Source organism: Polynucleobacter sp. 86C-FISCH (genome assembly GCF_018882415.1).
GTDB lineage: Bacteria > Pseudomonadota > Gammaproteobacteria > Burkholderiales > Burkholderiaceae > Polynucleobacter.
The window spans coordinates 309,811-332,501 of the sequence record NZ_JACVOL010000001.1 but is presented as its reverse complement, the minus strand read 5'-3'; the positions used below and the strand labels follow the sequence as shown (position 1 = coordinate 332,501).

Genomic DNA, 22,691 nt, shown 5'->3' with positions numbered 1-22,691 from the left:
ATGCTTGCCAACAAACTCTTGTTGGGGCGGCGATTCTTTCTCTATCTCGGATTTCCATCGCTATTACTAGTTTCTTTTTATATCTTCTTGCAGTTGGCCTATAACCAGGGGTACCGTATTAACTTCACTAGAAGTATGCCTCTTGGCGTCTATAAGATTCACTCAGGCCCCGAAAAATTCCAGCGAGGGGATCAAGTGATTTTTTGTCTTCCAAAAGAAATATTGCCAAAAGAGGTTAATTTGCCCAAGGGCGACTCCTGTTCTTCCGGAGCGCTGCCCTTTTTAAAAGAAATCATCGCAGTGCCTGGGGATCATGTCCAAGTGCTAGCAGCCGGCGTTGTGGTTAATGGAGTATTGATAAATCAAACTACTTGCAGCGCCGCTACTGGGTTATCTTGTATGGGGTATCAGCAGACCCTGCCTGAAGGGATGTATTGGGTTTTCGGCTCTGGCCATATGCGAAGTTTGGCAAAACATAGTTTTGATTCGCGTTACTTTGGCCCGATATCGATAGAAACAATACAAGGCACTGCTGTAAAGCTGCTTTAGTGGGGTGAACGCCCTGCGCATTAAGGGTATGAGGACTCTTCCTCACTAACCTTAATGGAGAAAAGCATGTTCCCTAAGCACTTATTTAATAATTCACCACTTAAAACTTTTTTCACTTTTTCGCTGTTGATGGGTTTTTATGGTTTTGCTCATGCCAATAGTTCTGGCAGCTTGCCATGGGATTCGTCTCTAACAACACTCCAAAATAATCTTACGGGCCCAGTAGCGGTTGCGGTTGGCTCTCTAGGTTTTTTGGCTGCAGGCCTTGCCTTAGCCTTTGGCGGTGATGACCTAAGCGGGGTTGTAAAGAAGTTACTTTATCTGGTATTGGCAGTTTCTATCATGATCCTGGGGAATAAGTTTCTGGCGGCCCTTGGGTTAACAGGGGCTTTGCTCATTTAATGAAAGAGACCTCTGTTGAATTGCATCAACTTGCACAAGAGGCGCGAGCTTTTTTGCAAAAACTTGTGGCTGCGGGATATGCGGAAGATCAAATACTGGCCACGATTAGGCAGATGGATTCGTGGCTGCAGGTGGACTCTGAAAAAAAAGTATCTGAAGCGGAATTACCCGCTTATACGCGCGAATTCGTTGAGCGTTTGTTAAGAAGTGGGTTTTCAGAGAACAAGATTATGGACGCCCTAAACCACGTGGCGATTTTATTAATAAAAAATAGAGGAGCTAGCCATGAGCACTAAGGAAAGATCGGGAGAAGAGTCGGACCCGGGTTGCATTATTCATGAATCACTTAATAGGCCTTTGCTTTTTATGGGTGGCGAAAGGGAGTTGGTTTTAATGTTATTAACCATCGCTGGAATTTTTATCTTTTCACTAGCAAAAGTCTGGGCTGCTGCAATTGGAATTTCACTTTGGCTGGTAGGTCATTGGATCCTGGTTAAAGCCGCTCAATTTGATCCGCAGCTATCAAAGACGGGGCCTAGATCACTACGGTACCGACATCACTACCCGGCAACTGCAACACCATTCGCAAAAATCAGGGAGGTCGAATGAGCGGTTTTGGGTTAAAGGATTTTCGTACCAACCTACTCAGCTACCCTGACCTTTTGCCTTGGGCGGCATTGGTCGATAACGGTATTGTTTTGACTAAAAGTGGCGGCCTTATTGCTGGCTGGGAATACCATGGGCCAGATCTTGATTCATCTACTAAATCCGAGCTGCTATCTATGTCAGCACAAATTAACAGTGCTCTCAAATTGGGTGATGGATGGGTAATACACTGCGATGCTGTTCGAAGCCCATCGCCTGGCTACGCCCCCGAAGGGGCTTTCCCGGACCCAACTACTATGCTCATGGACGATGTAAGGCGTCTTTCATACTCGGGAGCCGCGGCTGGTTATTCCAGTAGATTTATATTAACTGTCACCTGGTGGCCTATACCCGATAGCGCAAATAAGGCAGCTGCTTTGTTTGTAGATGGAAGGAGTGCTGGGACAGCTACTCGAAACCTAGAACGTTTTAAAGAGCAGATTGATGTTATTGAGGGTCGACTAAGCCATCTTTTACGTATTGACCGAATGCTCGACACAACTGACGATGCCACCGGGATAACAACCAGCCCGCTACTGGGGCATCTAGAGCAGTGCGCAGCCTTTGCGGAAGACTTTGTACCTATGCATCTTCCTCAAATACCGATGTACCTTGATTCAGTAATTGGGCATCACGACTTGGTAACTGGGTTCGTACCGCGAATTGATAGACGTTTTGTAGCTGCAATTGCAATTACCGGCTTTCCTGGTCAAAGTAGTCCTGGAATTTTAGATTTCTTATCGCGGCTCCCCATTACTTATCGCTGGAGCAACCGCTTTATTTACCTTGACCAGGCGCAAGCCGATAGGGTTCTTGGTAAGTACCGAAGCAAGTGGGCTCAAAAAAGAAAAAGCATGATGAATATCTTGCGGGAAAACTCTGGCGGCCAAGCAACTCATATCAATACAGATGCTGATCGAATGTCAATGGATGCGGTGCAAGCCATGGCTGAGGCCTCGTCTGGGCAAGTCTTGTTTGGTTATTACACAAGCGTTATTTTTTTGGCAAATGAAGATCCTCAAAAGCTTGATGAAATATCAAGGGAAGTCGTTAGGTTAATCAACAACAAAGGTTTCTCAGCGAGGATTGAAGATGTGAATTCCGTTGAAGCTATTGTTGGATCTATGCCTGGAAACACGACTGCAAATGTGCGCAGGCCGTTAATACATACACTTAACCTCGCACATCTTCTTCCAACTACTGCGTTGTGGGCGGGTCCTGATAAAAATCCTTGCCCGTTTTATCCAGAAAATAGTCCACCGCTCTTTTATGCAAAGACCGATGGGCACACGCCTTTTCGGGTTTGTTTGCATGATGGGGATTTAGGGCATACGGCCATTATTGGTCCTACAGGATCTGGTAAATCAACCTTAATTGGCTTGGTGGTAGCGCAACATTTTCGTTATCCAAATGCGCAAGTTTTTGCGTTTGATAAAGGGTATTCTCTGTACCCGCTCGTCAACGCTGCAAACGGAGAGCATTACGATATTGCAGGTGAAGGTCCAGACCTCAATTTTTGTCCATTGGGCCGAGTTGATGAGCCGGCTGAGCAGGCATGGGCAGCCGAATGGATTGAATCGTGCGCAGAGCTTCAGGGCGTTGTTATCACTCCGGAGCGCCGTAAGGAGATTTTCAGATCTATTGTGCAGCTTGGTCAGTCGACCGATCGGATGCACCAGCGGACTTTATCAAATTACTTGCTTACCCTACAGGATCAAACACTTCGTGATGCATTGCATGCATACACACTTTCGGGAATGGCTGGCTCGCTTTTGGATTCGGAATCTGACAGTTTAGGTAGCAATCCATTTCAAGTATTTGAAATGGAGCATCTGCTAGGAAAGGGGGATAAGCTAGTTCTTCCGGTGTTAACTTATCTTTTTCATCGACTTGAGCAGCGTTTTAAAGGTCGCCCAACAGTGCTAGTGCTCGATGAGGCGTGGATTATGCTTAGCCATCCGGTATTTAGAGCGAAGATAAAAGAGTGGTTAAAGGTCCTACGTAAAGCAAACGTGGCAGTAGTTTTTGCTACACAAAGTTTGAGTGATCTTGATAGCTCGGGAATTGCTGATGTTATTTACGAAAGCTGCCCCACAAAAATCTTATTGCCAAATCCCGAGGCAATGACAGATAACAGTAGGCCCTTTTATGAGCGCATGGGGTTAAATGCTCGGCAAATCCAAATTTTGTCTCAAGCTGTTCGAAAACGGCAGTACTACATACTGCAGCCTAACGGTCGTCGATTATTTGAATTAGGTCTTTCCGGTGTTGATTTAGCCTTTATTGGATCAGCCGGCAAAGAGGATATTTTGCGGGTTCGTGAACTTCAGAATCAATGCGGGGTTAGTTGGCCGGAGCAATGGCTTGTAGAGCGGGGACAGGCCAGTGCCGCAACCCGGTGGAAGGAATGCTTTGCCGCCAGTGCCATAACAGAAGCAGGGTGAACACCCCGCGCATTATAGGTAGAGCCCTTTTTGGAGAAACCTATGGTTAATGAGAACGCCCGCAGGGTATGGATGCGCTCAGCGCTAATTTTTGGCTTGACTGGTTGCTTACCATTTTCAGAGGCTATGGCTTGGCAAGCCTCTGTAGGAATGCAAATCGTTCAACAAGCCGAACTTTCCGCCCAGCTTCAGCAGCAAATACAGCAAGTACAGGCTCAGTTGCAGATGGTTTCGCAAGGCGCTAAGAATCTTCAATCACTTGGACAAAATGCATGGAATACGGTATCTGGCCCAATTAATGAGATGACTTCCATTATTGGTCAGGCGCAGGGGTTAGCGTATAAGTCAATGTCAACAGCGGCTCAGATTAAGTCCGCCTTTGGAGACCCAACGGGTGTCATTACAAACTATCAACAAAAGCTTCAAGGTTGGGTTAGTAATAACCAGTCTCAAATGGCTGGTGTGATGCAGGTTTATAACAAGTCTGGTGAAATTTTTAGATTAACAAGTTCTGGTGTTGAGATGGCGCAGGGAGCCAGTCAGTCCGCCGTCGGTCAATTACAAGCCATTCAAGCTGCCAATCAAATTGCAGCGTTACAAGCCAATCAAATTGCAGCGCTTCATCAAACAATTCAATCAACATCTCAAGTGATGCTTGACAAAATGGCAGCAGATCAAGCCAAGGACGTTAATGACAACAACATACGTTCCCGTGTTCTCAATGGGTCGCTTGCTAAAGGTGTTTATTGATGAAAAATAAAATACAAGCAACGCTAGCGTTTTTTATTTTGATTGGACTCAGTACAAATGTAATGGCCATCGGCCTCCTGGATGGAATTTTACAAACATACGTAGGTGCCACTGCAGGGTGGATGAAGGTTGCGCAAGGTTATGCTTTTCTGATTTTTGCAGGCCTGTCCCCGCTATCACTTTCGTTCTGGGCGGTTCAGAGCTTGATTTTTGAAGGGCTTGATATATCAGCCCTAGTCGGAAAGTTAATCATCAAAATTTTTTGGCTGGCCTTTTTCTTTACGATTATTGGCCTAGCACCTACATGGGTTCCCCAGGTAACTGACACCTTCATGGTGATGGGCAGGGGGTTTGCTGGTGCAAGTGGTACTGTAGTTACCAGTCCATCCCAAATGATGGGGCTTGGAGTTGATCTTGCTGATGCAATGCTAGGCGTTTGGAAAAATCTAGCGTCGGGGAGTATTACTAGTATAGGTAATGACATCATATTGGGTTTTGGCTTAGTTATTGCCGCAATGTGCGCGTTAGCTGGTTTTGCGATCATCGCTCTTCAACTTTTATTAACTCAAGTGGAATTGGCCATCATTGCGCCTATTGGTGTAGTAATGCTCGGTTTTTTTGGCTCTCCAGCAACAAAATCCATTGCAGAAAAATACCCTTCGTACTTAATTTCCATCGGCGTTAAGTTGATGTTCATTTTTGCTATGGCTAGCCTAGGCCCAAAAATTAGTGATGTAGCTATTGCAAGCATACAAACATTAACGGCGACCAGCGACCAGCGACCAGCTGGAGTCCTGGGCCTTTCCTTCAGCATCCTTATTTATGGAATCCTTTGTCTCCAAATTCCGGCAATGGCATCGGGAATGCTGAGTGGATCAGTTAGTACATCCCTTGGCGGGATTGCTGGAGCAGGAATGGCTGCAGGTGGTGCTGTAGCGGGCGCAGCTATGGCGGCAGGTGGAGCAGCCATGGGGGCTTCCGCTGGAGGTAAGGCTGCGCTTGAGCGACTTACGCAACTAACGAGCATCCCAGGCACCACTAGTGGTGTCGATAGCATGTCTGGGTTAAGTTCCTTAACCTCACCCTCCAATACTCCGGGTACAGGCCTGGGTCCCGATTCAATAGGCGGTGCACCAAGCGCACCAAACCAAAGTAGAAGCGCCAGTACCTTTGGAAGTGGAATGGATAGACTAAATCAAGGTTTAGGGGGCATGGCTTCGCATGAAGGCCAAACGGGCGCTGGCGTAGATATCAACAGCGGCAATCACGGCGGTTAATTTTCCATCAGGAGATGAGATGTTTATTTCTAAAGAATTTAAAGCGGCAATGACGCTATTTAAACAAGCAGTTAAAACACAAAATGATGTTGCTACACAAAAGCCAATGTCAGTAAGAAAACTCCAGCTACTCTCGCTTGCCAATGGAGTTTTCGGGTTGTTTTTTTGTATTGGCGTTGTGAACTTGGTGCCACCCTTTAGTTACTTTCTGGCTTTTAGTTGCCTAATGATTACGTTCATTTTTTGGGGCCTAGCCTTTTGGCTTTACCTGGCGATGCCAAAGGGTTCTGTAGAAAACTGGCCACCGCAATTTAGAACTTACTCGCAGATTCGAAACGGTTTCTTTAAGTTGGAGAACTACCCAAAACTTTCCGATAAAAAAGAAATTTTCAAATAGAAAAAGGCAGCCATATGGCTGCCTCTAAATATCATTATGGTAGCGCCTAATAAATACCTTTGGATAATGTTCCGTTCATTATTCTTTCCTTAACATCTTTTGCCTTTTGCACCTCTTGCTTGTCTTCGTATTTTGAGTAACTATAATAGCCCCCGTAACCCAAGCCAGCCACAATCAAAGCAATTAATAATTTTAGATAGATGCTCATGATAATTTCCTTTTCTTAGTCATCGTTAGCTCTTACTTTAATAACGTTTCATCTATGTATTTTGTTGACATGACAATAATTTATGCATTAGTAATTACCCTCCTACCAAAAAATAATTTCGTCGTTGGTACAGTCATTCGATCCGTATAATTACTTGCATGAGTACTACAGTTCACTTCTCAATTAAATATGATGGGCCAGCATTAAATAGCCACCAAATGGATATACGGGAGCTCGCGCCAGCCCTAATTGCGCTCTCTAATATGCTCGAGGAGGCTAATAAGGTTGCTTTTCCAAATTCCGGTAACGTCAAAGTTAACGTCCAAGGCAACTTCAAAGGCGGTTCATTCGGCGTTGATTTAATTGCCATTCAAAGCATTACAGATCAGATCGTTTCAATTTTGTCAGGTCCAGAAGCTTCTGCGATTTCAAACCTTAAGTCCATTCTTGAAGCCCTAGGGCTAATAGGTGTCCCAGGAGCGGGGCTTATTGGTGTCATCAAGTGGTTGCGTGGACGAAAGCCATCGTCCATCCAAACCAGTGGCGATCATGTGATTTTTGAGGTTGCCGAAGAAGCAATCTCAGAAACCTTCGAAGTTGACCTCGTTGCGGGAAAACTTTATCAAAGCCGCGTAGTGAGAAAAGCTCTGGCTAGTGTTGTCAAACCTCTTGAGCGCGACGGAATTGATATCTTTGCATCAGGTAAGGATGGATCAACGACCGAAGTAATTCGCAAGCAGGAGGCTCAGTGGTTCGAGGTCCCTGAATCCGATGCTGATGTCGTATCTGATTCAATTGCGGAAAATATCCTGCTACAAATTGAGTCGATTGCGTTTAAGGATGATAACAAGTGGCGTTTTAGTGATGGTAGCGGCACTTTTTTTGCGGAGATCGCCGACCCTGTTTTCATCGAAAAGATTAATTCTGGTGCCGAACGGTTTGGCAAGGGGGATGTATTGGTTGTGGATTTACGACGCGTCCAAACCATTACTGATAATGGACTGAAGATGGAGTACTCGATTACGCGCATACACGATCATCGAGCGCCACTTCAACATAAGCTAGGACTTTAAGCGCTCCTCCTCCCCAACATCAATAGTAGGAGGGGTGAACACCCCGCGCATTATAGGTAGAACCACTTTTGGACTACCTAGGATGACTAAGAAATCTTCAACTCAAGGCGCCATCGCCAACCCATACTTAAATGCTCGCCGAGAGTGGGATGAGCGTTATGGTGATTTGCTAACGAGAGCGCATCATTGGCGAGTTTTCGCTCTTATTTCCGCCGGCATTACCCTCGCAGCTGTTGCTGGCGTGATTTATATGGGGTCAAGATCGCACATTGAGCCGATGGTAGTGACTCTTGATACTTTGGGCAGTCCCATTGCTTTAGCGCAGCCATCCACCAAATCTGTAGAACAGCGCGTACTTGTTGCTCAGGTAGCAAACTGGCTTTGGAGTGCCAGAACGGTCTTGCCTGATGCGGCCGCTCAAAAAACTTTAATTAATAGAACATATGCGATGGCTAGTAATCAGGTAGCACAGTTCTTGACTACTGAGTACTCGGCAAACCCACCTTTTGGCGGCAAGACTGTCAACGTACACATCACCAGTGTTTTGCCAATCAGTAAAGATACTTTTGAAATCAACTGGAATGAAGTTACCACTATCGATGGCCAGCCCCAAGCTCCAATACATTGGAAAGCTAATGTCACCACAGGTATCGATCCTGCTCTAGCTAAAACCCCAGAAGTTATCTTGGCCAACCCCCTTGGAATTTTTTTACAAACTGTTTCGTGGACCCAAATTCTTACACCTAAGAGTTAATTAGACGCATATGAACATAATCATCAATATAAATCGCCGCACCGCAATTGCAGTTGCTTGTATTGCATTAGTTTTCGCGGTGACTGGAGCAAGTGCAAACAACCCTGTTGCCCCAAAAGTGCCAGATCTTAGCGTTGTTAAAGCATCTCCCGAGACCGCCCCAGCGGTGGCGCCAGGACAAACGCAATCCGCAACCCATCCATCAGCCACCATAGAACCGCCTGTGCAGTCCATGCCAATAGAGACGGGTTTAAAGGCTAGACCTTTAACTTCGCGAGCTAAACCCGCACAAGGGTTGGCAGCCGGCGAGGGCAGGGTACTCTTTCCTTACGGTCAATCACAACCAACGGTTACATGTGCGCCTCTACATATTTGCGTGGTGACCTTGATGCCTGGTGAAAAAATTAATAATTTGAGCATCGGTGATTCGGTGCGATGGCTTGTACAAACATCCCAAGCGGGCGATAGTCCAATCGTCATTATTAAGCCAACCGAATCTGGCATTGGAACCAATTTAGTGGTGAGTACCAACCGCCAGCGCGTCTATTACCTTATTTTGGAGTCGAGTGCCACAAAGTACCAACCACAAGTTGGTTTTTATGATGCAGCAGAAATGACTACGCACTTTAATCACAACGAAAATGAAGAGTTATCACGCTCTTTGGCACCAGGAAAGATTGATCCAGCTAATCTTGACTTTAACTATAGTTGCGATAGTAGTGGCGGTGATGACTTTATGCCCAGCCGAGTATTTTCTGGGAATGGCCACCTCTATCTTCAGATGCCGGCATCAATGAAAAATGGCGATGCCCCAGCTATTTTTAATATCTCCACAGGATCGACCGAATTAATTAACCATCGCTACGATCCAACAAAAGGCTACTTTGTAGTGGATGGTACCCCAAGCAAATTAAAACTAATTGTAGGAAACAAGGATGGAAATCGGTCGGTAACCTGCGCGCGCAATACACAGTAAATACACCTCACAAAACATCAGATACCATGCCTTCAAACGACCTCTTTAGTGATGACAAACTTACCGCTGATGTAGGAGCGCCCTCTAAAGCGCCTCTATTACGAACACCTGCATCTGAACTTGGTGCCAGGCTGTCTAAACGCTTTAAAGCCGCGGCATTTGTATTGATCGGTCTACTGGTAACGGGCATGATGATTGGAATCATGACTTCGGGTAATGAGCCTACAGGCCCAGCTAGCGGTGCCGACGCTTCCAAGCATATGGCTGGCAAGAATGAGCCTGATACCAACTTGATGGAACGAAGGGCTTTTGAAAAAAAATTAAAGGAAATTTCTGACACGAACCCATCTAAAACTCCTAGCAATTTGAATGGCTCCCCAGTTGCTGGCGCAACTACTCCTCAAGCCACTACAGGAGTAAAAACAGCTTTTGAGAACTACCAGACTTGGCAAGAAGAACAACGCTTTAAAGTAGAAGAGGCCAGATTTGCAGCTGCTCTTAGCGCAAAAAATGCTGCAACCTTCGTCAACACCACTACTCAGGGTGGCGGTCAACCTTCAACAGATACTTCACCTCAGCGCACTTCTTCCTCAATAGGATCGGACTTATCTGATCCCACTCGTTTGAATAACATTGCAGCTGAGGTTGCCAGGGCTAGCGTTGTAAATGCAAACGGTGGGGCAGGACCGAATGGGGTATATCCACAAACGCAAAATCTGTCTTTTATTGGTGACCAAAAAAAATCAGAGAATGGCTACTTAACAAGCGGTCTTACTGCGCCCCAGGGCAAGCAAGAGCTCTTTCCGGGAAGTGTGATCCCTGCAGTGACTACTGCGGGGATTAATAGCGATCTTCCGGGCACAGTAACTGCTATGGTGCGCCAAACCGTCTACGACAGCAGAAATGAGCACATTGTTTTAATACCTCAAGGTACAAAGATTATTGGCCAATACAGCAGTTCTGTTTCATATGGACAACAGAGGGTTCTAGTTGCTTGGAACAGATTGATCTACCCGAACGGCAATAGCATTGACTTGCAAGGAATGGTCGGTGCTGATGGTTTAGGGCAATCAGGTCTTTATGACTCCGTAGACAATCACTATTTCCGGATTTTTGGTAGCGCAATGCTCGTGAGTATGCTTGGGGTTGCAGCGCAGCTGTCCCAGCCTCAAAACACGAGCGTGTTAAATTCAGCTAGCGCTGGGAGCCAGGCTGCTGGTAGCGCCTCAGCGCAGTTAAATACTGTTGGCACAAATATGGTCAACAAGAATTTAAATATTGCACCAACACTAGTTATTGCTCCAGGCTTTGCCTTTAATGTAATGGTTAATAAAACCATGATTCTGCCAGCTTATAAGTAAGATTCTCATGAGGACAAAACTCTAGGGTTTGGTATCCAAGTGGGACTGGGATGTGAGGTCTGAGCCCAGGCGCTGTATGGGCCTAACCACTGTATATTAGACAATTGTCTAATAAAGTGTCTAATAAGAAAGAGAAAGGCTCTCGGGTTATGAACCGGAGAGCCTTATAGATACTGGTGGGTCGGGCGAGATTCGAACTCGCGACCAACGGATTAAAAGTCCGCTGCTCTACCGACTGAGCTACCGACCCAGTTAAGCCATAAATTATAGCAAGAAGTTTGTAGGCCATCCTCGGGTTTGCGGGGTCTGCCCGTCAGCCCTTGTAGTTACAAGTGGCTTATGAATTTACCCGTCTGGCGACCGGTGGATTTTTGGAAAAATACTCCTTAATTCCCCTCAAAATCGCCTCTGCAATGCGATCCTGGTAGCTGTCATCGTTCAATCTGGCCTCTTCCTGAGGATTGCTAATAAAAGCGGTTTCTACGAGGATTGAGGGGATGTCTGGGGCCTTTAAAACCGCAAAACTGGCTTGCTCTACCTTCGGTTTATGTAGGGCTGCAAATCCACCAATTTGCTTGAGGATGGAGTTGCCCACCTGCAAGGAATCTTTAATCTGGGCAGTCGTCGACATATCTAATAGTAAGTTAGCAACCTGCCTATCTTGTGTCTTGATATTGATGCCGCCAATCAGATCGGAAGCATTTTCTTTGTTGGCCATCCAGCGTGCAGTGGTACTACTAGCGCCCATTTGCGAGAGTGCAAAGACGGAAGCGCCTCTAGCATTTCTTTCAATGAAGGCATCTGCATGAATCGATACAAAGAGATCTGCTTCAACACGGCGTGCTTTTTGTACTCGGACATGCAGAGGCACAAAGTAATCACCATCCCTAGTCAAGAAAGGGCGCATATACGCTTCACCTTCAATCTTGTCTTTGAGACGCTTGGCGATCGCTAAAACGACATGCTTTTCCTTGGAGCCTGCTGCACCAATCGCACCAGGATCTTCCCCGCCATGACCGGGATCAATCGCAATGGTGATCAAGCGCTTGTATTTGGCTGGTGCTGGCAACTCTTTGGTTTCGGGTATGGCTTGAGCAACAGGGGCTGCCGGAACCTTGGCGAGCTCCTTTTCTTTTTTGGTTGCGAACTGCGCAATCAAATCCACTTCTTCATTGGATTTCTCAAGAGCGGTTTCTTTTTTAGCGCTGCTTCTCACTAAAGCCATGAGTGGATCCGGTGGGGTGGTGGGGTACAAGTCAAACACCATGCGGTAGTTGTACTCAGCCACTGGATCAAGCGTAAAGAGTTGCGGCTTAATGGGTTCTTTGAGATCAAACACCAAACGCACTATTCCTGGCTGAAATTGCCCCACTCGAACTTGCGAGATATAAGGATCGTTTGGTTTTACTTTAGCTACTAAATCTTTGAGAGTGGGGTTGAGTTCCAATCCCTGTACATCAACCACTAAGCGATCTGGATTGGTCAGAATCTGTTGTGTAATCGGTAGTGGCGTATCAGATTCCAGTGTTACGCGGGTGTAGTCCTCAGAAGGCCATACGCGCACGCCCAATATCTTGGCGCCCCAGGCAATATCAACCTCAGTGAGCAATAAAGCAAAGCTCAAGAACTTCGCTGAAGTCTTGAGGGTTTGTCTTTTCGAGAGATTGGTTTTCTGATTACTCATGTATTAATAGCAAATAACTATTGCCGAATCTCTTTTAAAGCATTTACTCCAGATGGAGTCAATGCATTGATCTTAATAGCGCGCTCGTTTTCATCTGCGCCCGCTGCTAGCTGAATCTGAATATCAAAACCTGGCAAAGTACCTTCCGCTTTTTCTGGCCACTCAATGAGGCAAATTCCTGGAACATCAAAGTGTTCAGCAAATCCTGCCTCTTGCCATTCCAGTGGATCGCGCATGCGATACAAGTCAAAATGGTGAACGGTGATTGCTTGATCTTTCAATTGCAGTGGATAAGGCTCACACAATGTATAGGTAGGACTCTTCACTTTGCCCTCATGACCCATTGCCTGAATAAGGTATCTGGCAAATGTCGTTTTACCGGCACCTAGATCGCCCTCTAGGGAGATATTGAGATGCGAGCCTGATTGCTTAGTCAGAAACTTCTCAAAACTAGCGGCTAGCTGCTTCGCAAGAGAGGCAGTGTCAGCTTCCTGCCTACAATAGAGATCAATTGCAGTGAGCGGGGTCTGGATTGCCTGTGTTTGAGCCATTCCCCTAGTTTATTCAATTATTAAGATACATTCTGTATTCCATATGCCTTTACCTACCAGCCCTCAAACCTTGGATGAGCCCAATCTGCGCGATTGGCTCAATACCCAGGCTATGGCCTTGGGGTTTGATGGCTTACGCATTACCAACACCCATTTAGGTTCTGCGACCGAACGCTTGAAAGAGTGGTTGGCAGAAGGTCGTCACGGTCAAATGGAATACATGCAACGTCATGCAGAATTGCGCTCCAATCCTGAGCTTTTAGTTCCCGGCACCGTGCGCGTGATTTGTGTGTCAATGAACTACCTTCCGCCTGAGACGGATTTTGATGCTGAGTGGCAACGATTAGAAGATCCTACGCAAGCAGTGGTATCGATGTATGCCAGAGGGCGCGATTATCACAAGGTACTGCGTAATCGCTTACAAGAATTTGCCCAGCTGATTGAAGAGCGCATTGGTAAATTAGGTTATCGCGTATTTACAGACTCAGCACCATTGATGGAGGTAGAGCTGGCACGCAAAGCAGGCTTAGGTTGGCGCGGCAAGCACACACTCTTGCTCAATCGAGAATCTGGCTCTACCTTTTTCTTGGGTGAGATCTTGGTAGATGTGCCATTACCAATTGACGGGGAAGTTGAAGAGCGCTGTGGTACTTGCACATCCTGTATCGATATATGTCCGACACAAGCTATCACTGCGCCTTATCAACTCGACGCGAGAAGATGCATCTCTTACTTAACCATTGAAAATCCTGACGCTATTCCTGTTGTGTTTCGACAAGCTATGGGTAATCGGGTGTACGGATGTGATGACTGCCAACTCATTTGCCCTTGGAATAAATTTGCTAAACGTACAGAGTTGCCAGACTTTGCAAGACGTCATGGCTTAGGGCAGGCGACCCTATTGCAACTATGGTCCTGGACTGAAGCTGAGTTTGAGCAACGCCATGAAGGTAGCGCTATTCGTCGAATTGGTTACAGCCGCTGGCGCCGTAATCTGGCTGTGGCCATGGGCAATGCTTTGGCTAGCGGGCTTGAGAAGGGCGCCATTACTGAAGCATTAAACGCAGCGCTTCCTAGTGCCGATCCTTTAGTGGCTGAACATATTGAGTGGGCCTTAGGTCAAAATGCGCGGTCAGCTTAAATTGCCACAAGCTTTACAATTGCTCCATGTCATCTAACGACCAGCCTTACATTGATCCTAGCGAAACCGCGCTAGAAGAGGCTGCGGTACAGCGCTTTAAAAATCCAAGTCACGCCTTTTGGTCCGGCATTCGGGATGCAGCTGGTGCGCCCGCAATGGTGCTCTTTGCTGGCATGGTTGGCTTTGGAGCGATGGGCAAAACCAATGGCTTTGATGTTTGGTTCACGACCTTTACTTCATTTTTTATGTTCGCCTTACCAGGGCAGGTTGTTTTGCTCGAGATGGCGATTACAGGATCATCTGTTTTAGCGATCGCTTTAGCAGTTACGCTAACCTCAACACGCTTTATCACCATGACGGTGACACTCTTTCCGCAGTTTCATCAAAAAGATCGCAATCGTAGTCTCTATGCTTCCGTCCATTTACTGGCGATGACAGCATGGGCTATCTCGATGCGGGAGTTTCATGCGATTGAGATTAAGCACCGCCTCAGTTACTTTGTAGGTCTAGGTTTATTGTGCTGGTTGATCTCTGTACCTGGAACTGTCTTAGGTTACTACTTAGCTGGCATGGTGCCAAAGCCAGTTACTTTGGGTTTGGTGTTTATTAACCCATTGTTCTTCTTGCTCACCTTTACCGAAGTAAAGCCTTGGATTAATCGCATTGCGCTTTTACTGGGATGTATCTTTGGTCCGATCTTTTTCATCATTGATCGCGATACCAGTTTGTTAACGGCTGGTTTGGTTGCAGGCACCATGGCTTACTTTATCGATCGTAAGTTCTTGCGTAAAAAAGCAGGGGTGATTGGATGAATGAAGCGATGGACGCTTTAAGTCACATGAGTGATGCACTGACGGGTTGGGGTCTATGGATTGCCTTGGTTGGCGCGTGCCTAGGAACTTACTTCTGCCGTGCTATTGGTGTGTTTCTGTCGCAGAGCATTAATCAAGATAGCGAGATCTTTCGCTGGTTAGCTGCAGTGACCTACGCGATGGTTGCTGCACTCACAGTACGCTTGATTGTGATGCCGCTTGGTCTCATGGCAACCGTACCTCTATGGATACGTGTTCTGATATGCGCCTTGGCAATTGGCGTGATGATCTCTAAACCCACAAAACGATTGGTTCCAGCCTTATTGACTGGAACCTTGTTGATGGTGGGTTACGGCGTGATTCGTTAACTACCCAAATAACGCCAGCCCATCTTTTTTGTTTTTATAGATGCGCCGCCAAAATTCTGGCGATATGCACAGCTTCTCGTTGAGTGCCATCCGCAATTTGATGGCGACAGCTTGTGCCGTCAGCCACTACCCAACTATCTGGTGACTTCCGAATGCTAGGCAATAGGCTTGCTTCAGCCATTTGCTTAGACACTTCAATGTGCTCTGCTTCATAACCAAAGCTACCAGCCATACCGCAGCAAGATGATTCAATCAGCTTAGGTTCTGCATTCGGAATGAGTTTGAGTAATTCCATAGCGGGAGTAACAGCGGCAAAAGACTTCTGATGACAGTGACCATGAAAGAGCACGGACTTATCTGCTGCTTTGAGGTTCAGGTTGAGCTTGCCAGCCTTAGCTTCGCTTGCTAAGAATTCTTCGAGTAATTGCGCTTGCTTAGAAACGCTCACTGCGCGCTCACCAAAACCCATCACCAATGCTTCATCTTTCAAGGTAAACAAGCAAGAAGGCTCTAAACCAATAATCGGAATGTGTTTATCAGCATAAGGCGCAAGATGATCAACCAATTCACCAAGTGTTTCCTTGGCCTTATCAACCATGCCTGCAGCTAAATAGGTTCTGCCACAGCAAAACTCTTTGGAGCAGCTATTGGCTTTATTAGTTTGGCTTTGACTTTCGTTTTGATTCTTATTCGGGATATGCACACGATAGCCCGCAGCCTTGAGCACCTTTAATGCTGCCTGGAGATTTTCATCTTCAAAGTAGGCGTTAAATGTATCGGCTAACAGCACAACACCCTTGCCATCAGTATTGCTCGCCAGTTGTTCTGGAGTGTATTGATAAGAATCTTTTGTCTTTTGATTCCAGAAGGTCTTGCTCTTCCAAATTGGCAGACTTCTTTGCGCAGAGATGCCCATGATCCATTCTTGTAGCTTAGCAATCGGCGCAATGTGATTACGTAAGTTCAAAAGAGTTGGTAACAGTGGGATAGCGCTAATCGTGCTGGCGTATTTAGGAAGATGGGCAACTGCCAGATCTCTGAGAGAGTGACCTACACGCTTCTTGTAAGCAGAGAGGAACTCAATCTTCATCTTGGCCATGTCAACACCAGTAGGGCATTCACGGCGGCAAGCCTTACAGCTCACGCAAAGCTCCATAACTTCTTTAATGGCATCACTAGCTAATGGTGAAGATTCGGGAGATGTTCCGCTTTTCAGGTCGAGTTGATTAGATAGTGCAAGACGCAGGGTATTTGCTCTGCCGCGTGTCAGATGTTTCTCATCACGGGTAACGCGATAACTAGGACACATGACTTCAGCATCAAACTTACGGCAGTGACCATTGTTATTGCACATCTCCACTGCTTTAGCTAAACCCATCGCTGGGTCACCACCAGTGCCTGGTGCTGTAGTTTCTTCTGTGACAGGATCGTTTTGTACGTTCCAGGCCGACCAATCCAGTGCAGGTTGCAGTGGAATGACTTTATAGCTTGGTGGAAATCTAAAGTTGATGGAGTCATCCATCTTTGGTGGGTTAACAATCTTGCCTGGATTAAATAATCCCTTTGGATCGAACGCGTATTTGATTTCTGCGAGGGCTTCAGTGATCTTCGGGCCAAACTGCCAAGAGATCCACTCACCACGGCACAGACCATCACCATGCTCACCGCTATAAGCGCCTTTGTATTTACGTACTAAGGCCGATGCTTCTTCAGCAACAGCACGCATTTTCTGGGCGCCGTCTCTGCGCATATCCAAAATAGGGCGTACGTGCAATGTGCCTACGGATGCGTGGGCATACCAAGTGCCGCGTGAACCATATTTAGAAAATACTTCAGTGAGTGCTTGGGTGTAATCCGCCAAACTCTCGAGAGGCACGGCACAGTCTTCAATAAAGCTCACTGGCTTACCATCGCCTTTAAGGCTCATCATGATATTCAGACCGGCTTTACGTACTTCCCACAAATTCTTTTGCAGAGATGCATCAGGCATAGTCACTACAGAACCTGGCAAGCCCAGATCGCTCATGAGTTCCTGTAAAGCTTTGAGCTTATCTAATAGTGGCGCATGCGCTTCACCAGAAAACTCCACTAATAAAATGGCTTCAGGCGTTTTAGCGGTGTGATCAACTAAGGCTGTTTCAATGGTTTTCTTAAAGCTTGGGTTGCTGCGTGCCAAATCAATCATGGTGCGATCCACCAGCTCAACAGCAGTAGGGCCGAGCTTCACAATATGCTGAGCGCTATCCATGGCCTTATAAAAGCTAGCAAAGTTCACAATGCCGAGTACTTTGTGTTGTAGCAATGGCGCAAGTTTGAGTTTGAGCGACTTGTAATAAGCGAGGGTACCTTCGCTGCCTACTAACAAATGGGCTAGGTTGACGCTACCGTCTTGGGTGTAAGGCAATTCACTTTGGGGGTTGAAGATATCGAGGTTATATCCCGCTACCCGTCTTAATACTTTTGGAAAATGCGCCTCAATCTCCGGGGTGAGGGTATGGGCTAGGTTTTTTACAAAATCACCCAGCTCTTTTGCAGCGCCCGAACTGTTGGCGTAGTTACCAAACTGCGCTACTTGACCATCCGCTAGCCACGCATCAATACCTAAAACGTTATGCACCATATTGCCGTAAGCAATGGAGCGACTGCCGCAGGAGTTATTGCCTGCCATGCCGCCAATGGTTGCTTGACCAGCGGTGGAAACGTCAACTGGATACCAGAGGCCATGTTGCTTTAAAGAGCCATTGAGATGATCAAGCACGATGCCTGGCTCAACTTCAACATAACCTTTATCAAGATTGAGATCTAAAACGTTTCTGAAATATTTGGTGTTATCAATAACCAGTGCTGCACCAGTGGTTTGACCGCATTGGCTAGTACCGCCACCACGAGGCAGCACAGGCACACCCAGTTCAGCAGCAATCTGAATGGCGTTGGCAATATCTTGTGCAGTCTTTGGCACAAAAACAGCCACTGGCATGGCTTGATAGATAGAGGCATCCGTTGCATAGCGTCCACGACTCGCGCTATCAGTCATGACTTCGCCAGAAGTCTCTTGACGCAAGCGCTTGGCTAGCTCAGCTTGATCCACCATGAGTTCTTTGAGGTCTAGAGGCTTATTCATGACTTGCTTGTCTCCACATCTTTAATTGCTGCTTCTGATTTCAGTAACTGCACTACAACATCGCGTTTGTTTTGTACGTGCTGGATCATGATCTTGCGCATCCGTGCAGCATCTCTGGCTTTGAGGGCATCGAGCATCTCTTGGTGTTCTTCAACTGCCTTTTCCCATTTCACGCCATCTTGGTTGGAGCGAAAGCGTAGGGCTTCGATGCGGGCATTGACTTGCGTGAAGAGTCTAGAGAGCACTGGATTATTGGCAGCTTGATTAATCAGGTGATGAATACGCAGATTGAGTTTGTAGTAACTCGATAAATCACGACGCGCATACGAAGCCATCATTTCATATTGGAGGGCTTCTAATTCAGAGAGGGTGGCATCGCTAATATTGTTAGCAGCCAACTCGCCAGAGAATCCTTCGAGATCAGCAATCACATCAAAAGTGTGAATCACATCCTCAAGACTGAGTTGTACGGCAATGGCGCCACGATTGGCGATAAGTTCAACCAAACCATCTGCAGCTAAGCGACGAATTGCTTCGCGAATAGGGGTGCGAGATACATTGAGGCTCTCAGCCAATTCACGTTCATTGAGTTTGCTGCCGGGCGCGATCTTGCCTTCGACCAAGAGTGATCTGAGCTTTTGAAAGGTGGCCTCGTGCAAATTCTGAGAATTGGGCTGTTCTATGGTTGCCATGCTGGAATCCCCTAAACCCTATATTTGTATACAAAATTAACAATAAGCTATCATAAAGCATAAATACAGGCTTTAAATGCCTATTTTTAGGTTTATTTAAGGAATTATTTCAAATAATTTGTATACAAAATGAAAAATTGGCAAAAATTGTCATACACTAGCACCAGAAATAACACCCATAAACACACCCATAAGTGAGACAAAGCATGTTGAAACTTGATAACCACGCATCAGGACGCCACTTTTTACATATTCCTGGCCCTAGTCCTGTTCCTCCACGCGTACTGCGTGCCATCAGCTATCAAACCATCGACCATCGTGGCCCTGAGTTTGGCGCCTTCGGTCTGAAGGTTTTAGAAAACACCAAAAAGATTTTCAAAACTGAGCAGCCTGTGATTATTTATTCCGCTTCTGGAACTGGTTCTTGGGAAGGTGCTTTGGTAAACGTGCTTAGTCCTGGCGACAAAGTGTTGTTCTATGAAACTGGTCAGTTTGCTAACTTGTGGCGCGCGCTTGGTAAGCGCCTTGGTTTGGACGTAGAAGTGGTTGGTAAAGCTGGACAAGATTCTTGGCGTTGGGGTGTAGATGCTTCTGTTATTGAAGAGCGTTTACGCAAAGACACTGGTCATGAGATCAAAGCGGTTTGCGTAGTACACAACGAAACTTCTACTGGTGTGACATCAAACATCGCAGCAGTGCGTAAAGCGATTGATTCTCTGAAGCATCCAGCCTTATTGCTCGTGGACAGCGTATCTGGCTTGGGTTCAGCGGATTATGAGCATGACAAGTGGGGCGCTGACGTCACCATTTCTGGCTCACAAAAAGGCTTGATGTTGCCACCAGGCATTGGCTTTAATGCTTTGTCACCACGCGCTATCGAAGTAAGCAAAACTAACAAAATGCACAAAGCATATTGGGCTTGGGATGAAATCCTGGAATCTAATAAAACAGGTTACTGGCCAACAACTCCGAGCACCAATTTGATGTACGGTTTGCATGAAGCAATGGATATGATGATGGCCGAGGGATTGGATACGATCTTTGCACGTCATCAGCGTTTAGCTGCAGCTTGTCGTGAGGCAGTAAAAGCTTGGGGCTTAGAAATTCAGTGTCAAGACAAAGATTGCTATTCACCAGTGCTTACTTGTATTGCAACACCAGAAGGTATGGATGCGGATGTATTGCGTAAACATGCTCTTGAGAAATTCAATCTGTCATTGGGTACTGGTTTAGGCAAGATCAAAGGCAAGGCATTCCGTATCGGCCATTTGGGCGATTGCAATGAATTGAGCTTGATGGCTGCTTTAAGTGGTGTAGAGATGAGTTTGGGCTCCATGGGCTTTAAACCCAAGGCCAGCGGTGTAGTTGCCGCCCAAGAATTTCTCAAATAGCCTTAAATAATCAATTAGTTGGGTGGAGACAGGGTGTAGCAAGACTTCTAGACGGGAGTCGGGCTACACCCCTTATAATTCAGGTGCTCTGTATAGATAGCACTTTCATCATATAAAACATATTCGAGACAAAGAAAGATTAATCATGTTGGCTACTAAACCTTATTTAACTCAAGCTGATGTTCAAAAGATTTTGGACGCAGCAGACAAACACGCTACTGCAAATAATTGGGCGGTAACGATTGCTGTTTGTGACGACGGTGGTCATATGTTGGGTTTAATTCGTCGTGATGGTTGCGCTCCTTTGTCTTCTTATATCGCGCAAGAAAAAGCGCGTACAGCTGCAATGGGTAAACGCGAGACTCGTGTTTACGAAGAAATTATTAATAACGGTCGCCATGCTTTCTTATCTGCCCCGCACGTATCAGGCATGTTAGAAGGTGGCGTCAATATCGAGGTAAACGGGTTTACCATCGGCGCAGTCGGCGTTTCCGGCGTTAAATCTGCGGAAGATGCTGAGACCGCTAAGGCCGGCATTGCCGCCATTATGTAAGTTACCTTGACAAATACTGCTACTGAAATAAATTCTTCTACAGGGGTTAGCGAAGCCGCTACCCCTAGTGTTACTAACACTGACACTGCTGCCACTGCTTCACCTCCGGCAACAATCACTTTTGCTGACTTTGGTTTAGATCCGAAAATTCAAAAAGCGGTTCTGGAGCAGGGCTACAACACTCCGACTCCGATTCAAGCGCAATCGATTCCGCACGTCTTAGCGGGGAGCGACCTCATGGGTGCTGCGCAAACCGGTACCGGTAAGACGGCCGCCTTTGTATTGCCGATCATTCAAAAGATTTTGCGTCACGCTAGCAATAGCGCGTCACCAGCACGTCATCCAATTCGTGCATTGGTTCTCACGCCAACCCGTGAGTTGGCCGTGCAAGTGGCTGAAAACGCTGCGAACTATTCAAAGCACACTGATTTACGCGCTGCAGTGGTCTACGGCGGTGTGGACATGAAAGAGCAAGTAGGTATTTTGCGCAATGGCGTAGAGATCCTGATTGCCACACCTGGTCGTTTGCTTGATCACATTGGTTCAAAAGTGGCCAACCTCTCCCAGGTAGAGATATTGGTTTTGGACGAAGCCGACCGCATGCTCGACATGGGCTTCTTGCCAGACCTACAACGCATCATTGATTTGATTCCGGCGCAAAGACAGACCTTATTGTTCTCAGCGACTTTCTCCCCAGAAATCAAAAAGCTGGCACAAAGCTATTTGCGTACTCCAGTGACGGTTGAGGTGGCACGTCAAAATGCTGCTGCCGATACGGTTAAGCAAGTAGTACACATGGTTTCCTCTGCAGATAAGCAACGCGCAATTGTGAAGGTGCTTGAAGCACGCACACGTGCAGGCTTATCACGTCAATGCATCATCTTTACCAATAGTCGTTTAGGCTGCGCAAAGTTATCACGCGCCTTAGAGCGTGATGGTATTAAAGCAGGCGCGATTCATGGCGATAAGAGTCAAGGTGAACGTACTTTAACTTTGGATGCATTTAAGTCTGGCGCCATCGAAGCTTTAGTGGCGACTGACGTAGCTGCTCGTGGTTTAGATATTCCGGATATGCCTTGCGTGATTAATCACGAACTGCCATACAACGCAGAGGACTTTATTCACCGTATCGGTCGTACTGGTCGCGCTGGCAGTAAGGGTGATGCGATTGCCTTAGTTGATGCTAGTGAAAAGCGCTTGCTCGACGATATTGAAAAGTTGATGAAGCGCAAGTTGGATGTGCAGCCTTTACCAGCTGGTGAGCCGTCACAAAGTCGCCCATCCTCTAGTGGATCTAGTGGCTCTAGTCGCTACGGCAGCGCACCCGCCAAAATGTCTGACCCTTTCTTCTACAAGCCTTACGAGCCATCAACAGCGCCTGCATCTGCTACAGATGCAGCAAAGCCAGAAGAGAAAAAAGTTGGCATTACTCCTGCTAAGCCAGCTGTTGGCGCTTTGCTGGGTGGCTTTAAAAAGAAATAAAAGTAAGAAACAAAAGTAAGAATTAAAGAAACAAGAAATAAAAAAAGAAAGACTAAGTTC

Annotated in this window: 23 protein-coding genes and 1 tRNA gene; 18 read left to right on the top strand and 6 right to left on the bottom strand. The window is 46.5% G+C overall.

Features of this window, described 5'->3' with window-relative positions:
• From lepB to ICN10_RS01495, 8 genes are all read left to right on the top strand, one after another.
• Positions 1–549, top strand: a complete 549-nt coding sequence (gene lepB, locus ICN10_RS01530; protein WP_216211717.1) for a signal peptidase I — start codon at positions 1–3, stop codon at positions 547–549.
• A gap of 66 nt (positions 550–615) precedes the next feature.
• A complete protein-coding gene (locus ICN10_RS01525; protein ID WP_255536779.1) occupies positions 616–951 on the top strand; it encodes a TrbC/VirB2 family protein in 336 nt (111 codons plus the stop codon).
• Entirely contained in the window at positions 951–1,247 is a 297-nt protein-coding gene (locus tag ICN10_RS01520) for a hypothetical protein (protein WP_216211711.1), read from the top strand. Before ICN10_RS01525 ends, ICN10_RS01520 begins: the two co-directional genes overlap by 1 nt.
• Positions 1,237–1,560, top strand: a complete 324-nt coding sequence (gene trbD / locus ICN10_RS01515) for a conjugal transfer protein TrbD (RefSeq protein ID WP_216211709.1) — start codon at positions 1,237–1,239, stop codon at positions 1,558–1,560. Before ICN10_RS01520 ends, trbD begins: the two co-directional genes overlap by 11 nt.
• A complete protein-coding gene (locus tag ICN10_RS01510; protein WP_216211707.1) occupies positions 1,557–4,040 on the top strand; it encodes a transporter in 2,484 nt (827 codons plus the stop codon). Before trbD ends, ICN10_RS01510 begins: the two co-directional genes overlap by 4 nt.
• A 42-nt stretch (positions 4,041–4,082) precedes the next feature.
• Complete coding sequence (locus ICN10_RS01505; protein WP_216211704.1) at positions 4,083–4,790, top strand: hypothetical protein; 708 nt, start codon at positions 4,083–4,085, stop codon at positions 4,788–4,790.
• Positions 4,790–6,067: a type IV secretion system protein gene (locus tag ICN10_RS01500; protein WP_216211703.1), complete on the top strand. Its 1,278-nt coding sequence runs from the start codon at positions 4,790–4,792 to the stop codon at positions 6,065–6,067. Before ICN10_RS01505 ends, ICN10_RS01500 begins: the two co-directional genes overlap by 1 nt.
• 19 nt (positions 6,068–6,086) lie before the next feature.
• On the top strand, positions 6,087–6,464 hold the full coding sequence (locus ICN10_RS01495) for a hypothetical protein (RefSeq protein WP_216211699.1): 378 nt from the start codon (positions 6,087–6,089) through the stop codon (positions 6,462–6,464).
• Positions 6,465–6,510: 46 nt separating this feature from the next.
• On the opposite strand, the gene ICN10_RS01490 is transcribed toward ICN10_RS01495, so the two are convergent.
• Entirely contained in the window at positions 6,511–6,672 is a 162-nt protein-coding gene (locus tag ICN10_RS01490) for a hypothetical protein (RefSeq protein WP_216211696.1), read from the bottom strand.
• A gap of 158 nt (positions 6,673–6,830) precedes the next feature.
• Here ICN10_RS01490 and ICN10_RS01485 point away from each other — a divergent pair, with 158 nt between their 5' ends.
• The 4 genes from ICN10_RS01485 (at position 6,831) to ICN10_RS01470 (ending at position 10,836) form a co-directional block, all read left to right on the top strand.
• Positions 6,831–7,745 carry a hypothetical protein gene (locus ICN10_RS01485; RefSeq protein WP_216211693.1) on the top strand — a complete coding sequence of 305 codons (915 nt, stop codon included), beginning with the start codon at positions 6,831–6,833 and terminating at the stop codon, positions 7,743–7,745.
• 82 nt (positions 7,746–7,827) lie between these two features.
• Positions 7,828–8,499, top strand: a complete 672-nt coding sequence (locus ICN10_RS01480; RefSeq protein WP_216211689.1) for a VirB8/TrbF family protein — start codon at positions 7,828–7,830, stop codon at positions 8,497–8,499.
• Between the two features lie 10 nt (positions 8,500–8,509).
• Positions 8,510–9,475: a TrbG/VirB9 family P-type conjugative transfer protein gene (locus tag ICN10_RS01475; RefSeq protein ID WP_216211687.1), complete on the top strand. Its 966-nt coding sequence runs from the start codon at positions 8,510–8,512 to the stop codon at positions 9,473–9,475.
• 26 nt (positions 9,476–9,501) lie between these two features.
• Entirely contained in the window at positions 9,502–10,836 is a 1,335-nt protein-coding gene (locus ICN10_RS01470) for a TrbI/VirB10 family protein (RefSeq protein WP_216211685.1), read from the top strand.
• 174 nt (positions 10,837–11,010) lie between these two features.
• On the opposite strand, the gene ICN10_RS01465 is transcribed toward ICN10_RS01470, so the two are convergent.
• From ICN10_RS01465 to tsaE, 3 genes are all read right to left on the bottom strand, one after another.
• Positions 11,011–11,086 (bottom strand) — tRNA-Lys (locus ICN10_RS01465).
• A gap of 87 nt (positions 11,087–11,173) precedes the next feature.
• Complete coding sequence (locus tag ICN10_RS01460; protein WP_216211682.1) at positions 11,174–12,520, bottom strand: N-acetylmuramoyl-L-alanine amidase; 1,347 nt, start codon at positions 12,518–12,520, stop codon at positions 11,174–11,176.
• Positions 12,521–12,537: 17 nt separating this feature from the next.
• Positions 12,538–13,071, bottom strand: coding sequence for a tRNA (adenosine(37)-N6)-threonylcarbamoyltransferase complex ATPase subunit type 1 TsaE (tsaE, locus tag ICN10_RS01455; RefSeq protein ID WP_216211679.1), 534 nt, complete (start codon positions 13,069–13,071; stop codon positions 12,538–12,540).
• 43 nt (positions 13,072–13,114) lie between these two features.
• Between tsaE and queG the strand changes: the two genes are divergently transcribed.
• From queG to ICN10_RS01440, 3 genes are read left to right on the top strand one after another with little or no spacing between them, the layout of a single operon-like run.
• Positions 13,115–14,212 carry a tRNA epoxyqueuosine(34) reductase QueG gene (gene queG / locus ICN10_RS01450; protein ID WP_216211677.1) on the top strand — a complete coding sequence of 366 codons (1,098 nt, stop codon included), beginning with the start codon at positions 13,115–13,117 and terminating at the stop codon, positions 14,210–14,212.
• Between the two features lie 26 nt (positions 14,213–14,238).
• The gene (locus ICN10_RS01445) at positions 14,239–15,024 is read left to right on the top strand and encodes an AzlC family ABC transporter permease (RefSeq protein WP_216211673.1); all 786 of its coding nucleotides are present in this window, start codon (positions 14,239–14,241) and stop codon (positions 15,022–15,024) included.
• Positions 15,021–15,392 (top strand): AzlD domain-containing protein, encoded by a 372-nt coding sequence (locus ICN10_RS01440; protein WP_255536778.1) that lies wholly within the window; start codon positions 15,021–15,023, stop codon positions 15,390–15,392. Before ICN10_RS01445 ends, ICN10_RS01440 begins: the two co-directional genes overlap by 4 nt.
• A 34-nt stretch (positions 15,393–15,426) precedes the next feature.
• Here ICN10_RS01440 and ICN10_RS01435 read toward each other — a convergent pair whose 3' ends face one another.
• Positions 15,427–18,513, bottom strand: coding sequence for an FAD-binding and (Fe-S)-binding domain-containing protein (locus ICN10_RS01435; protein WP_216211668.1), 3,087 nt, complete (start codon positions 18,511–18,513; stop codon positions 15,427–15,429).
• Complete coding sequence (locus ICN10_RS01430; RefSeq protein WP_216211664.1) at positions 18,510–19,205, bottom strand: GntR family transcriptional regulator; 696 nt, start codon at positions 19,203–19,205, stop codon at positions 18,510–18,512. Before ICN10_RS01430 ends, ICN10_RS01435 begins: the two co-directional genes overlap by 4 nt.
• A 206-nt stretch (positions 19,206–19,411) precedes the next feature.
• On the opposite strand from ICN10_RS01430, the gene ICN10_RS01425 reads away from it, so the two are divergent.
• The 3 genes from ICN10_RS01425 to ICN10_RS01415 all read left to right on the top strand — a co-directional run bounded on the left by ICN10_RS01425 (position 19,412) and on the right by ICN10_RS01415 (position 22,631).
• The gene (locus tag ICN10_RS01425; RefSeq protein WP_216211661.1) at positions 19,412–20,596 is read left to right on the top strand and encodes an alanine--glyoxylate aminotransferase family protein; all 1,185 of its coding nucleotides are present in this window, start codon (positions 19,412–19,414) and stop codon (positions 20,594–20,596) included.
• Positions 20,597–20,744: 148 nt separating this feature from the next.
• Positions 20,745–21,149 carry a heme-binding protein gene (locus ICN10_RS01420; protein ID WP_216215096.1) on the top strand — a complete coding sequence of 135 codons (405 nt, stop codon included), beginning with the start codon at positions 20,745–20,747 and terminating at the stop codon, positions 21,147–21,149.
• 6 nt (positions 21,150–21,155) lie between these two features.
• Positions 21,156–22,631 (top strand): DEAD/DEAH box helicase, encoded by a 1,476-nt coding sequence (locus ICN10_RS01415; RefSeq protein WP_216211659.1) that lies wholly within the window; start codon positions 21,156–21,158, stop codon positions 22,629–22,631.
• Positions 22,632–22,691 lie beyond the last annotated feature (60 nt).